The sequence below is a fragment of the Microbispora cellulosiformans genome (genome assembly GCF_008728085.1).
Lineage (GTDB): Bacteria > Actinomycetota > Actinomycetes > Streptosporangiales > Streptosporangiaceae > Microbispora > Microbispora amethystogenes.
Window position 1 is genome coordinate 632,014 of sequence record NZ_VYTZ01000002.1, and the last position, 13,669, is coordinate 645,682.

Annotated in this window: 10 protein-coding genes; 5 read left to right on the forward strand and 5 right to left on the reverse strand. The window is 71.8% G+C overall.

From position 1 onward, the window contains the following. Positions 1-111 precede the first annotated feature (111 nt). On the forward strand, positions 112-1,665 hold the full coding sequence (locus tag F5972_RS06815) for a Re/Si-specific NAD(P)(+) transhydrogenase subunit alpha (protein ID WP_150932162.1): 1,554 nt from the start codon (positions 112-114) through the stop codon (positions 1,663-1,665). 2 nt (positions 1,666-1,667) lie between these two features. Further along, positions 1,668-3,074 (forward strand): Re/Si-specific NAD(P)(+) transhydrogenase subunit beta, encoded by a 1,407-nt coding sequence (pntB, locus tag F5972_RS06820; RefSeq protein ID WP_150932164.1) that lies wholly within the window; start codon positions 1,668-1,670, stop codon positions 3,072-3,074. Between the two features lie 35 nt (positions 3,075-3,109). Here pntB and F5972_RS06825 read toward each other — a convergent pair whose 3' ends face one another. Beyond that, positions 3,110-3,721, reverse strand: a complete 612-nt coding sequence (locus F5972_RS06825; protein WP_150932166.1) for an FMN-binding negative transcriptional regulator — start codon at positions 3,719-3,721, stop codon at positions 3,110-3,112. Positions 3,722-3,753: 32 nt separating this feature from the next. Beyond that, positions 3,754-5,001, reverse strand: coding sequence for a glycosyltransferase family protein (locus F5972_RS06830; protein ID WP_225311224.1), 1,248 nt, complete (start codon positions 4,999-5,001; stop codon positions 3,754-3,756). Positions 5,002-5,731: 730 nt separating this feature from the next. Here F5972_RS06830 and F5972_RS06835 point away from each other — a divergent pair. After that, positions 5,732-7,561: a glycosyltransferase family 39 protein gene (locus F5972_RS06835; protein ID WP_150932168.1), complete on the forward strand. Its 1,830-nt coding sequence runs from the start codon at positions 5,732-5,734 to the stop codon at positions 7,559-7,561. Here F5972_RS06835 and F5972_RS06840 read toward each other — a convergent pair. Genes F5972_RS06840 through F5972_RS06850 form a run of 3 tightly spaced genes read right to left on the reverse strand, consistent with a single transcriptional unit; the run spans position 7,558 to position 11,181 of the window. After that, on the reverse strand, positions 7,558-8,757 hold the full coding sequence (locus tag F5972_RS06840; RefSeq protein WP_225311225.1) for a M20 metallopeptidase family protein: 1,200 nt from the start codon (positions 8,755-8,757) through the stop codon (positions 7,558-7,560). The two genes, F5972_RS06835 and F5972_RS06840, sit on opposite strands and share 4 nt — an antisense overlap. Further along, positions 8,754-9,902: an amidohydrolase family protein gene (locus tag F5972_RS06845; RefSeq protein ID WP_150932170.1), complete on the reverse strand. Its 1,149-nt coding sequence runs from the start codon at positions 9,900-9,902 to the stop codon at positions 8,754-8,756. Before F5972_RS06845 ends, F5972_RS06840 begins: the two co-directional genes overlap by 4 nt. Beyond that, positions 9,892-11,181 (reverse strand): glutamine synthetase family protein, encoded by a 1,290-nt coding sequence (locus F5972_RS06850; protein ID WP_150932171.1) that lies wholly within the window; start codon positions 11,179-11,181, stop codon positions 9,892-9,894. The genes F5972_RS06845 and F5972_RS06850 overlap by 11 nt, the downstream gene beginning before the upstream one ends. A 181-nt stretch (positions 11,182-11,362) precedes the next feature. Here F5972_RS06850 and F5972_RS06855 point away from each other — a divergent pair, with 181 nt between their 5' ends. Both F5972_RS06855 and F5972_RS06860 read left to right on the forward strand, forming a co-directional pair. Then, positions 11,363-12,142: an SDR family NAD(P)-dependent oxidoreductase gene (locus F5972_RS06855; RefSeq protein ID WP_150932172.1), complete on the forward strand. Its 780-nt coding sequence runs from the start codon at positions 11,363-11,365 to the stop codon at positions 12,140-12,142. A 220-nt stretch (positions 12,143-12,362) separates the two neighbouring features. Beyond that, a complete protein-coding gene (locus tag F5972_RS06860) occupies positions 12,363-13,664 on the forward strand; it encodes an ABC transporter substrate-binding protein (protein ID WP_150932173.1) in 1,302 nt (433 codons plus the stop codon). Positions 13,665-13,669 lie beyond the last annotated feature (5 nt).

Here is a 13,669-nt window from a genome sequence, read left to right on the forward strand (position 1 = left end):
GCCCGGCACACCGCCACGCCGTACCACCGCGACCCACAAGCGAGCGGCGGGCGGCGCGGCAGCGGGGCCGGCCACCCGGCGACCCGCCTGACAGGAAGGACCATTGCCGCGATGAGTCATCCAGCTCAGCGCCTGGGCGTCGTCGCCGAATCGGCGCCGGGTGAGACCCGGGTGGCGGCCACCCCGGCCACCCTCCCGCAACTGCTCTCACTCGGCTACGACGTGATCGTCGAATCGGGCGCCGGCGAGAGGTCGGGCTTCACCGACGACGCGTACGTCGGGGCGGGCGCGCGGATCCGCGGCCGGGCGGAGGCGTGGGGCGCCGACGTGGTGCTGAAGGTGAACGCCCCGGCGGAGGAGGAGATCGCGGCGCTGCCCGACGGCGCGACGCTCGTCTCCCTGATCGGCCCGGCGGCGAACCCGGGCCTGCTGGACTCGCTCGCGCGGCGGCCGGTGACCGTGCTGGCGATGGACGCCGTGCCGCGCATCTCCCGCGCGCAGTCGCTCGACGTACTGAGCTCGATGGCGAACATCGCCGGATATCGCGCGGTGATCGAGGCGGCGCACGCGTTCGGGCGGTTCTTCACCGGCCAGGTGACCGCGGCCGGGAAGATCCCGCCGGCGAAGGTCCTCGTGGCGGGGGCGGGCGTGGCCGGGCTGGCGGCGACGGCCACGGCCGTCAGCCTGGGGGCGATCGTGCGGGCCACCGACCCCCGGCCCGAGGTGGCCGAACAGGTGCGGTCGCTCGGCGCGGAGTTCCTCGACGTCGGAGTCGCCCAGCGGTCGGGCGCGGACGGGTACGCCAGGGAGACCTCGCAGGACTACGACCTGCGCGCCGCCGAGATGTACGCCGAGCAGGCCGCGGACGTGGACATCGTCGTCACCACGGCGCTCATCCCCGGGCGTCCGGCCCCCACGCTGCTCACGGCCGAGCACGTGGCGCTGATGCGCCCGGGCAGCGTCATCGTCGACATGGCCGCCGCGCAGGGCGGGAACGTCGCCGGCACCCGGGCCGGGGAGGTGGTCGTCACCGGCAACGGCGTGACGATCATCGGATACACCGACCTCCCCGGGCGGCTCCCCGCGCAGGCCTCGCAGCTGTACGGCACCAACCTCGTCAACCTGATGAAACTGCTCACTCCGGACCAGGACGGCCACCTGAGGCTGGACTTCGACGACCCCGTGCAGCGGGCGATGACCGTCGTCCGCGACGGCGAGAAGACCTGGCCGCCCCCGCCGATCGCGGTCAGCGCGGCCCCCGCCGCACCCGCCGCGACCCCGGCGGCGCCTCCGGCGCCCGTGGCGACGCCGTCACCCCCGCCGGGCAGGCGACGGCATCTGCTCGTCGCCGCCGTCGCCGTCGCGCTGTTCCTGCTGACCGCCTTCTCGCCGAACGCGCTGATCGAGCACCTGACCGTCTTCGTCCTGTCGATCGTGATCGGCTACTACGTCATCGGGAACGTCCACCACGCGCTGCACACGCCGCTGATGTCGATCACCAACGCCGTCTCCGGGATCATCGTCGTCGGCGCGCTGCTGCAGATCGGACAGGGGGGCGGGGTGGTCACCGCCCTGGCGTTCGTCGCGATCCTGCTGGCGAGCATCAACATCTTCGGCGGCTTCGCCGTGACCCGGCGCATGCTCGGCATGTTCACGAGGAGCTGACCGTGACTCTCACCACCGCCGCGCAGGCCGCCTACATCGTCGCGGCCCTGCTGTTCATCCTCAGCCTCGCGGGCCTGTCCAGGCATGAGACCGCGCGCTCGGGTGTCGTGTCCGGCGTCGCCGGCATGGTCGTCGCCCTCGCCGCGACGGTCGCCCTCGCCGCGGACGGCGGTGACACCCTCGCGGTCGCCCTGCTCGTGGCCGCGATGGCGATCGGCGCCGCCGTCGGGCTCTGGCGGGCCCGGGTCGTCGAGATGACCGCCATGCCGGAGCTGATCGCCATCCTGCACAGCTTCGTCGGCCTCGCCGCCGTACTGGTGGGGTGGAACGGCTTCCTCCAGGTCGAGGAGGGCGGCGCGGCGCGACCGGAGGCCGCCGGCTCGCTGCTGGGCATCCATCACGCCGAGGTGTCCGTCGGGGTGTTCATCGGGGCGCTGACCTTCACCGGGTCGGTCGTCGCGTTCCTCAAGCTGTCGGCCCGGATCGACGCCCGGCCGATGACGCTGCCCGGCAAGAACTACCTGAACCTGGGCGCGCTCGCCGCGTTCGCGGTCCTGACCGTGCTCTTCGTGGCCTCCCCCAACCTTGGGCTGCTCGTCGCGCTGACGGTGGTGGCGCTGTCGCTCGGCTGGCACCTGGTCGCCTCCATCGGCGGCGGCGACATGCCCGTCGTGGTCTCCATGCTCAACAGCTACTCCGGCTGGGCGGCCGCGGCGTCCGGCTTCCTGCTCGACAACAACCTCCTGATCGTCACCGGCGCCCTCGTGGGCTCGTCCGGCGCCTACCTGTCGTACATCATGTGCCAGGCGATGAACCGCTCGTTCCTGTCGGTGATCGCCGGGGGCTTCGGCGTCGAGACGGGGCACGCCGTCGACACCGACTACGGCGAGCACCAGGAGATCACGGCCGGCGACACCGCCGAACTGCTCAAGGACGCCAAGTCCGTGATCATCGCTCCCGGGTACGGCATGGCGGTCGCCCAGGCGCAGTATCCCGTGGCCGAGCTCACCCGCAGGCTCCGCGACCGCGGGGTGGAGGTCCGCTTCGGCATCCACCCCGTCGCCGGCCGCCTGCCGGGCCACATGAACGTCCTGCTCGCCGAGGCGAAGGTGCCGTACGACGTGGTGCTGGAGATGGACGAGATCAACGACGACTTCGCCGGGACGTCCGTCGTCCTGGTCATCGGGGCCAACGACACCGTCAACCCGGCGGCCGTCGAGGACCCGGGCAGCCCCATCGCCGGCATGCCCGTCCTGCGCGTGTGGGAGGCCGACCGGGTCGTCGTCTTCAAACGGTCGATGGCGACGGGCTACGCGGGCGTGCAGAACCCCCTGTTCTTCCGCGACAACACCCGGATGCTCTTCGGCGACGCCCGGCAGCGCGTCGAGGAGATCGTCGCCGCGCTCTGACCGCCGGGCCGCCCCGGCTCGATCGGCCCGGCCGGTCAGCCCAGCCGGCGGAGCAGATGAGCGCGGGCGGCCTCGTCCCCGGGGCCGCCGCGCTCGGCGAGCCGTTCGGCGACGTACCGGCGGTGGGCCTCGTCCGCGTTCCCGCCGTACTTGAACTTGCCGTCGATCTTCTGGATCGAGAGCCGCAGGCCCCGGATCCCGGGCAGGGACCTGCGGTGCTCGGCGGGGTCGGCGAGCCCGTGGTCGAGCCGGGCGAGCTGGGCGCGGAGGATCTCCGCCTTGCCCTCGGCGTCGTCGACGATCTCCGCGTGGCAGACCAGCTGCACCGCGGCGTAGTAGGTGGTCGGGATGCCGAGCCGGGGGTCCTCGCCGGTGCCCGGCAGCGCCTTCCACGCGCCCCGGACGTACGCCCAGTCTCCGGCCAGGGACAGCAGGACCGCGGGGTTCTCCTCGATCGCGGCCCAGACGGGGTTGGGCCGGGCCAGATGGAGCAGGACCGTCGAGGCGTCGGCGAGGAGGAACTGGGTCGGCACGACGACCGGCACGTCGCGACCGCGTCCCGACGCGATGAGGTGGCCGAACTCGCTCGCCCGGACGAAGGCCAGCGCCTCCTCCTCGGACGCGGCGTCCCACGGGTGGATCAGCATCCTCCCACTCTAGGCCGTGCCCATGAGCCCCCTTAGCCGGTCCAGGAGCTGTTCATGAAGGAGATGACCATCGGCACCGTGAGCGGCCCTATCACGGTCGCGTAGAGGATGATCACCCATCGGCGCCGGACGGCCACGCGGCCGATGAGCACCCACAGCGGCCACCACAGCAGCGCTCCCCGGGGCATCGACATGTAGAACGTCGACGTGGTCAGCACGGCCACCTGGAGCCCGACGTAGACGAACTCGGCCCAGCGGCGGGTGACCAGGAGCCAGACGAGCAGGAGAAGCCCCACGATCGCCACCGCGAGTTCCAGGCGGAACATCGGCCCGAACGTGGCGTCGCCGGTCATGTCCCAGGTCGAGCGGAACGACTCCCAGGGCAAGACCATCCGGCGGCCCCAACCGGCCTCCTGGGCGTGGTTCCAGGCCAGCCAGTCACCCGTACGGGAGTGCTGGTAGGCGGAGTAGGCGACGATCGGCGCGAACGGCAGCAGCAGCCAGGGCGCGTCCCGCCAGCCGGTCCAGCCGTCCCTGCGGATCCTGCTGACGACGAACTCCGTCACCAGCGCCGCGGCCAGGAACAGGCCGGTCACCCGTACGCACGACGCCCCGGCCGCTAAAGCGCAGGCCAGCGGCCAGTTGCGGTGCCGTACGGCCAGCCAGGCGGGCAGCGCGAAGGCGAGGAAGAGCGCCTCGGAGTAACCGGCGAACAGGAAGACGGCGGGCGGGCACAGCAGCAGGGCCAGCACCGCCCAGCGCCCGGCGCCGACGGGCCTCTCCAGGTCGGCGAGCTTGGCCAGCGCCACCATCGCCACCGCGCCGGCCACGAACGAGATGATCAGCCCGGCCAGGGTCCAGTCCTGGACCACGGCGTGGACCAGGCGCAGCGCCAGCGGCAGGCCGGGGAAGAAGGCCGGCAGCCCGGGATCGGGGTCCTGGCTCGGGTCGCCGCCGTAGCCGAACTCCGCGATCTCCCGGAACAGGTCGACGTCCCAGTAGTGCCACCGCTCCAGCAGCGGGGCCCGGTTGGTGCCGGAGACGGCCAGAACGCCGTAGACCGCCATGAGGACGATCCCGGCCCTGGTGCCGACCCACAGCAGCAGCGCGTCCCGGACCGTGGCCTTCCGCTCCGCCGCCTCGGCGGAGGCGTCCTCCGGCGGAGGACCCTCGTCGCCGCGCCCGGGCTCCTCCGCCTCCGGCGCGCGCTCCTCCGGGTCCGTCCCGGCCCGCTCCCCGTGCTCCGGGTCGCGGCCGGTCTCCTGGACAGAAGCCGTCACGTGCCGCCCCTCCACTCGCACCTGCCGGCACCGCCGTGCGTGCGCGGTGGCCGTACGTCCTTCCGCCTCCGGCGGAGTCTGCCGCCGGACCGGTCGTGCTCCGCGCGGCCGAGGGCGCGCCGGGGGTCCTGCCGCACCGGGGCCGTACGGGCGAGCGCGGACGCGCCCATGATCGGAGATGATGTCAAGGTCCGCGGGCCGTGCGCCAGTCCGAATCCGCACGAAAGCCACTTCCGGCACCCATGGGCACCGCTGACGTCGGAGTTCGCGCCGCCCTCGGACAGGCCCGCCGGCGCCCGGCCTGAAAATTCCATCGCCTCGTTCACGAATCGGTTCGCCGGACGGCACCGGGCGATCAGACCGCAGAACCGGTAAAGACGCCGCAGGTGAACGTTTCAGCAGGACGCGCAAGGAGCGTCGCGAACCTCCCTGGTCAGGCGATTGTCGCGGCCGGGTGCTCCGCACCGGGAACGGTCGATTTCTTGACGCATCCCATCGCGTCCTATTTGCTCCGCTGCACCACCACCACCAGCCATCCGGAGAGGGAGGCGCCTCAGAGCGGCCCCCGCCATTCTGAACGCTGACAGACCTCAGGAAGTCGCGTGATGGTGAGAGAACCGCGCACCAAGGGGTGGAGCCCGGGTGGCCTCCGCTCCCGGCCCTTACCTGATATGTCACCGGGTCCGCCGTCCGGGCGGGTCCGGCGCCCGTTGCCCGCTGGAGAGGTGCGATGACCCCCGCCCGCCCGGCCGCCCGGCCGGCCACCCGCCGCAGCGCTCGCACTGCCGTCGCCCGCGGGCCCGCGGGCGAACCGCAGGATCGCACCCTGCGACGGCAGGTCCTCTTCGCGATCGTCGCGGTGGCCTTCGCCGTGCACGCCAACGGCATCGGCAACGGCTTCGTCTACTTCGACGATCCCGAGGGCGTGATCGACAACATCTCCATCCGGGAGTTCAGCGCGGCCAACATCGGCCACTGGTTCACGACTCCGCTCCAGTTCATGTACACGCCGCTGGTGTACGTGTCGTACGCGGTGGACTATCTGTTCGGCCAGGGCGCGGCGGGCGTGTACCACTTCACCAACGTGGTGCTGCACCTGGTCAACGTGGTCCTGGTGTTCCTGCTGACCCGCCGGCTGATCGGACGCCTCTTCCCGGCCGCCTTCGTGGCGGCGGCCTTCGCGATCCATCCCGTGAACGTGGACACGGTCGCGTGGATCTCCACCCGCAGCAACCTGCTGGCCACGCTCTTCTCTCTGGCCGCGCTGCTGGCGTACCTGCGTCATCTGGAGTCGGAGCGGTGGCCGCCGCTGGTCTGGTCGATGCTCCTTTTCGGGCTGGCCGTGCTCTCCAAGTCGACCGCGGTCGTGCTGCCCCTCATGTTGTTCCTCGTGGACTTCTTCCGGGGCCGCCCGCTGTCACGGCGCCTGCTGCTGGAGAAGATTCCCTTCCTCGCCGTCTCCGCGGCCGCGGTTCTCGTCGCGCTGAACGTGCGTGAGGACGTGGTCCCGCCGCAGGGGTACACGATCCTCGACCGGTTCCTCCTGGCCTGCTCGGCGGTGGGCAACCACCTGGTGCAGGCGGTTTATCCGCTGCGCCTGTCCCTCGCCTACGAGTACCCCCACGCACCGCTGCCCTGGGCCTACTTCCTCGTCCCGCTCGCCCTCGCGGCCGGAGCCGCCGTTCTCCTGCTGGTGAAGCGAACCCGCAGGGTCGTGGTGTTCGGGCTCGGGTTCTTCCTGGTCGGCGTCGCCCCGGCCCAGGCCGTGCTCCTCATCGACGGCTACCACGCGAACAGATACGTGTACCTGCCCTATCTCGGCCTGTTCCTGATCGCGGCCTGTTTCGCGGAGCAGGCGATCCGGCACCGTCACCGCTGGCTGCGGGTCTCGACGATCGGGGCGATGGCGGCGTTCGTCGCGTTCTTCGCCACGCTGACGGTGATCCGGAACACCGCCTGGCGGGACACGGAGACCATCATGAGCGACGCCATCGCCAAGGAACCCGGCGTGGCGTTCACGTACAACGCCCGGGGCATCGCCAGGTTCCGCGACGGCCGGTACGACGGCGCCACCGCGGACTTCGAGCGCACCGTCGCACTCGACCCGGACTTCATGCTCGCGCACCACTACCTGGGCATGACGAAGTATCACAACGGCGACTATTCGGGGGCGCTCACCGAACTCGACAAAGTGGTGTCGCGGCTGCCGACCTTCGCCGCCGGCTACAACGAGCGCGGGAAGACCAGGATCGCCCTGCGCGACTACCAGGGGGCGTACGCGGACCTCTCCACCGCCGTCCAGTACGACCCGCAGCTGGCGGAGGCGTACTACCTCAGGGGTGTCGCCGGGACCGAGCTGGGCAACCCGCAGGGGGCGGTGTCCGATCTGAACACGGCGATCGCGCTGTTTCCCGGATACGCCGACGCCTATCACCAGCGTGGCGTGGCCGAATCCCGCCTGGGCGACACCCGCGCCGCCTGCGCCGACTGGACCACGGCGGCGTCCCTCGGCAGCACCGCCGCGAACACGGCCGTCGCCGAGAACCACTGCACCGGTTAGCCGCGCCCGGTGGCGGCGAGGTAACCGGCCAGCATGGCGAGTGCCACGTCGGTGACGGCCTGGTCCGCAGGCAGGAAATCGGGCGCGTGCAGGCGGACCTCCTCCCCCGTGGCCACACCGACGAACATCATCAGTCCGGGCAGCGTGGTGGAGAGGTAGGAGAAGTCGTCGGCGCCGTAGGAGACCATGGGGCGCGACGGGGTCAGGCCCAGATCGGCCAGCTCGGCGCCTGCCCGCGCGGCGAGTGCGGGATCGTTGTGCAGGACCGGCTCCCCGCGGGTGATGGTCACCTCGGCGGTGCAGCCGTGCGCGCGGGCGAGCAGGTCGGCCACGTCGGCCAGGTGGGTGTGCACCTGCTCGCGGGTGGGCTCGTTCATGGCGCGCAGGGTGCCGCCCGCCACAGCCTGGTCCGGCACGACGTTGGAGGCGCTGCCCGCGCGCAGCGTCGAGACGCCGAGCACGGCGGAGCTGACGGGGTCGACGTTCCGGCTGACGATGTGCTGCAGCCCGACGATGACGTGCGCGAGGGCGAGCACCGGATCCCTGGTCAGGTGTGGGTAGGCGGCATGGCCGCCGCGGCCCGTGACGGTGACGACGAACTCGTCCGCCGCGGCGTTGACGGTGCCGGGGGTCGCCGCCACCTCCCCCTGCGGAAGAGTGGGCTGGACGTGCGCCCCGATGATCGAGGTCATCTCGTGCTCGCGCAGGAGCGGCGACCCGGCGATGTCGAGGGCGCCGGAGGGATAGGTCTCCTCCCGCGGTTGCAGCACCGCGACCAGCGGTGGCGCGCCGGGGGTCACGGCGACGGCCCGGCACAGCGCGACCAGCGCGGCGAGGTGGACATCGTGACCGCAGGCGTGCATGCGGCCCGAGCGGGTGGAGGCCCAGGAGGCGCCGGTCCGCTCGGTCACGGCCAGCGCGTCCAGCTCGGCGCGTACGCCGACGGCCGGGCCGGGACCGCCGACGCGCACCAGCGCTCCGGTGCCGGCCACCAGATCGACCGGGTGACCGGGAAGTTCCGCCAGGACCAGGTCACGGGTCGGCCCTTCGGCTCCGGAGAGGTCGGGCGCGGCGTGCAGGCGGTGGCGCAGCTCCACGGCCGCGGCCGTCTCTCCTCTCAGGGCGCGCTCCAGACGAGCGGCCAGCGGCTCGTCCCGGTCCGGCATCACAGCGGGGCAGGGCGTCGGACCGGTCACTCCGCGGGCTCCAGCCCGTAGACGCGCGACGCGTTCGTGGCACCGATCATGGTGGCGACCCTGATCGCGTCCGGCTCGGTCCACTGCCCGGCGTCCACCCAGCTCCGCAACGCCTCGCACAGGCCACGGCGGAACAGGTGCGCGCCCAGGTAGTGCAGCTCGGCCGGCCCCCACGCGTCGGAGGAGAAGAGGATCTTGGCGAAGGGGGCGAGCTCCAGCGACTCGGCTATCACGGCGCCGGAGCGGCTGCCGGTGTAGTTCACCGCGAGCCCGACGTCGAAGTAGACGTGCGGGAACACCTGGGCGAGGTAGCCCGCGTTGCGGTGGTAGGGGTAGCAGTGCAGCAGGAGCACGTCCACGCCGTGCGGCTCGACCAGCTTCAGCCAGCGGGTCAGCAGCAACGGGTCGCACAGATGCAGCTCGACGTCCGGGTCGCCGTAGCCGGCGTGCAACTGCAGCGGCAGCCCCTGGGCCACGCCGGTCCACAGACCGAAGCGCAGCAGTACGGGGTCCTCCACCCGTGGGCCGTTCTCGGGAGCGGTGGCGAGCCAGCGTCCGGCGGCGTCCACGACCTCGCGCTCAGAGGGCGGCTCGGGGTCGAAGGCGAAGCCGTACCGGTAGGCGACGATGCTCTTCAGCCCCACCGCGCCCGCGCAGCGGGCGGCCAGTTCCTCGCGGAACCGACCGGGCAGTTCGGCGGCGCTCACCCCCGTGGCGGCGACCTCTTCGAGCACGCGCTCGATTCGCACGATCTCGGCGGCCGGGCGGTCCGACGCCTCGGCCATGCCCGCGACGCCGAGCACGTCCTCCCCGCGGTAGCCGGTCTCGACCAGGAAGCGGCCGATGCCGCTGCCCCGCAGCAGCCGCCGGTTGACCTCGGCCGCGCCCAGCTCGGCACGGCGGGCGAGGTAGTCCTCGGGCGAGGCGTGCGCGCTCAGCCCGAGTACGGGGGCGCACCAGCGGCGGATCGCGAAGCCGATCTGGGAGTCGAACTGCGTCATGAAGGGCGGAATCGGCCGGTCGGACTCGGTGACCAGCGTCTCGAAGGCGGGCCGGTCGAGGTCGACGGCGGAGGCGCCGTGCACGTGGTGGTCGACCAGCGGCAGCGCGGCGACCACGTCCTCCAGGCGGGGCTCAGTAGACATCGGCGACCTTACGGCAGAGTTCGGCGGGGGAAAGCTCGGCGACCTCGGCCAGTTCCGCGCGCCGCACGGCCAGGAAGGCATCGAGAAGCTCGGGCGGGAACCAGCCCCGGGCCACCTCGTCCTTCTCGAGCGCGGCCAGCGCCCGCGTCAGCGAGGCCGGCAGCGCGGGCTCGCCGGCGAGGTCGGCCTCCGTGGCGCTTTCCGGCCAGACTCGGACGGGCTCGTCCTTCTCAAGCCCGGCCAGCCCGGCGCGGACCAGGACGCCGAGCACCAGCCAGGGGTTGGCCGTGGCGTCGGCGGCACGGTACTCCAGGTGAAGCTGCGGGGCAGGGCGGGCTCCGCCGATCTCGACCGTGGGCGTGATCCGCAGCAGCGCCTCGCGGTTGCGCTCGGCCAGGAACACCCCGCCCGCGCTCCACCGGTGCGGGGTGAGGCGCAGGTAGGACACGGGGTTGGGCGCGGTGACCGCCACGAGCGCGGCGGCGTGGCGCAGGATGCCGGCCGCGAACTTCGCGGCGACGGCGGAGAGGCGGCCGGGGGCGGCGGCGTCGTACATCACCGGGGTGCCGTCCTGGTCGCACAGCGAGAAGTGCACGTGGACGCCGTTGCCGACGCCGCCGGGGTCGGCCATGGGGACGAAGGTGGCGTGACGTCCGCGCCGCCGCGCCAGGTCGCGGACCAGTTCGCGCAGCACGACGGCGCGGTCGGCGGCGACCAGGGCGGAGGCCGGACGCAAGGTGATCTCGAACTGGCCGGGGCCGTACTCCGGCAGCCAGCATTCCGGCTCCAGGCCGGCACTCTCCAGCAGGGCGACCAGGTCGGTGCCGAACGGCTCGGCCGCGCGCAGCCGCTGGAAGGAGAACGGCGCCTCGTCGTCGGGCCCGTCGAGCATGAACTCGTGCTCGAAGGCCGCGCGGATCTCGAGGCCTGTGCTCTCGCGCAGGTCCCGCAGGGCCGCGGTGAGGAACCCGCGGGGGCAGCCCGGCCAGGGGGCGCCGTCCATGCCTGTCTGGTCGGCCAGGTGCAGGCGCACGCCGGGCACGTCACCGTCGGCGGGGATGTCCACGCCGGCGGCCGGGTCCGGCAGCAGGCGAAGGTCGCCGGTCGAGCCGAACGGGTTGTCGTCGGCGAGGTGGCCGAAACAGGTCAACGCCAGGTCGGCGGGCACCCAGCCCACCCCCGTCGCCAACGTCCGCGCCAGCCGTGCCACCGGGATCGCCCGGCCTCGCACCTGGGCCGCGAGGTCGCAGGTCGCCACGAAAGCGGTCCCGGTCGTCATCGGCTCTCCTCTCCACGCCGGGCCGGCCGTCGCGTCCCGGCCGCCCTAGTGAAACATATGGTTCAGAAGTTGAGTCAAGGGATTGATATGAAATTTATTCTGCGTGTAGCCTGCCAGGCCTGACGGAATAAGCCCAGGTCACGGGGTGGCGGTGGCGCCGTCTCAGGCAGGGAGGCGTTTCATGGCCAAGAACACGGCACCGCCCGGCGGCGGGCCGGCCAGCACCGTGACGCTGGTCACGGGCGGCGCCCAGGGCATCGGCAGAGGTGTCGCCGCGGCCTTCCGGGAAGCGGGCTCGAAGGTCGTCATCGCCGACGTCGACGAGGCCCGGGCGGCGGAGACGGCCGCCGGGCTGTCCGGTGTGAGCTGGGTGCGGATGGACGTGCGCGACCCGGCATCGGTGGCGGCCGCGACCGCGGAGGCGGCGGCCCGGCACGGCGGTCTGGACACCCTCGTCGCCTGCGCCGGCGTCTACCCGAACACTCCCCTGCCGGAGATGGATCCGGCCGAGTGGGACGAGGTGTTCGCGGTGAACGTCCGCGGCGTGATGCTCGCGGCGCGCGAGTTCGCCCGAACGCCGGGCGCCACGGGGACCGGGCGCAGGATCATCGCGATCTCCTCCGGAGCGGCCAGGTCGGCGCGCGTGGGGGCCGCGCACTACTGCGCCTCGAAGGCCGCCCTGGAGATGCTGGTGAAGGTCCTCGCGCTGGAGCTGGCGCCGTCGGGCACCACGGTCAACGCCGTCGCGCCCGGCCTGATCGAGGTACCGGCGACCGCGGCGCTCGCCCCGGAGTACATCGCGACGCTCGTCGCCGGGCAACCGGTGCACCGCATGGGCACCCCCGCGGAGGTCGCGCGAGCCTGCCTGTTCCTGGCCGATCCCGGCTCCTCCTTCATCACGGGGAGCGTCCTGGACGTGGACGGCGGATTCCTGGCCGGCACTCCCCTGCCGCCGAGCTGAGACCCGTCGCAGGAGGTCACAGACCTACCGGTCCTTGCCAGAGGAGTAACAAATTTTTTACGAACATAGTATTTGACCATAGATGCAACATACATTTCAATTGCCCGAAGTGACGGAACGGTGCAAAACAGACAGGTAGTCGTCCCGTACGCGGTCCGGCCCCTCCTCCGTCCGGCCGGCTTCCGATCAACTCAGCCCTGATCACGCAGAGAGGTTCCCCGTGGCCCGTCCTTCCTTCCTTCGCATCCCACCCGTCCGGGCCGCGGCAGCACTGCTGACCGCGGGCGCCCTCGCCACGATGACCGCCTGTTCCTCCACCGCCCCGGCCTCCGAGGCCGAGTCCACGGGGAAAGCCGGCGGCGGGGAGATCCAGATCGGCCTGCTGGCCCCCCTGACCGGCGGCTCCGCCTCCGACGGCAAAGGCATGCGGCAGGGCGCCGAACTGGCGATCAAGCAGCTCAACGAGCGCGGCGGCGTCGCGGGGTACACCTTCAAGCTCAAGAGCGTCGACGTCCAGGGCCAGTCGAACGACGCGGTCACCAAGGGCGTGCAGACCCTGGTGGACGACGAGTCGGTCAAGGCCGTCGTCACGGGGTACGCCTCCACCTCCAACTTCGAGATCGACGAGTTCGCCGCGGCCGAGAAGATCTATCTGATCGGCGGCAACACCGCCCAGACCCAGACCATCATCGAGAAGGACCCCGCCAAGTACCCCACCGTCTGGTCGGTCACCCCCAACTACGACGCCTACGGCGTCGAACCGGTGACCCTGGCCGAGTCCTGGGCCGATCAGGGCCTGTGGAAGCCGCGCTCCAAGACCGTGTTCCTGGTCCGCTCCGACAACCCCTACAGCGAGAGCATCGCCGACGGCCTGGTCAAGACCTTCGAGAGCAAGGGCTGGAAGATCGCCGGGCAGGAGAAGGTGCCCTTCGGCGCGGTCAACGACTGGGGCACGGTGATCGGCAAGATCCGCTCAGCGGACCCCGACTTCATCGTCAACACCGACTACCAGGTGGCCAACGAGGCCGGCTTCATGCGGCAGTTCCTGCAGAATCCCACCAAGTCGCTGGTCTTCCTGCAGTACGGCCCCAACCAGCCCCAGTTCTTCGAGCTGACCAAGCAGCAGGCCGACGGCGTGCTCTTCAACAACCTGGCCGGGCTCGTGCCCTCGCCGAACTACGCGCCGTCCGAGCAGCTCAAGAAGGACTGGAAGGCGTCGTACGGCACCGAGGAGGTCGACCCGCAGGGTGTGCTCACCTACTCCGAGATCATGATCTACGCCGAGGCGCTCGGGAAGGTCGGCGACCCCGACGACGCCAAGGCGGTCGGCGCCGCGATCGGCGCGAGCGACACCGAGCAGGCCAACGGCCGGATCGCCTTCGACCCCGCCACCCACCTGGCGAAGCAGGGCGATGACTTCGTCCCGCTGCAGTCCTTCCAGTTCCAGGACGAGAAGAAGGTCCTGATCGCTCCGGAGAAGTACAAGACCGGCACCTTCCGGCTGCCGCCGTGGATGAAGTGACCGGC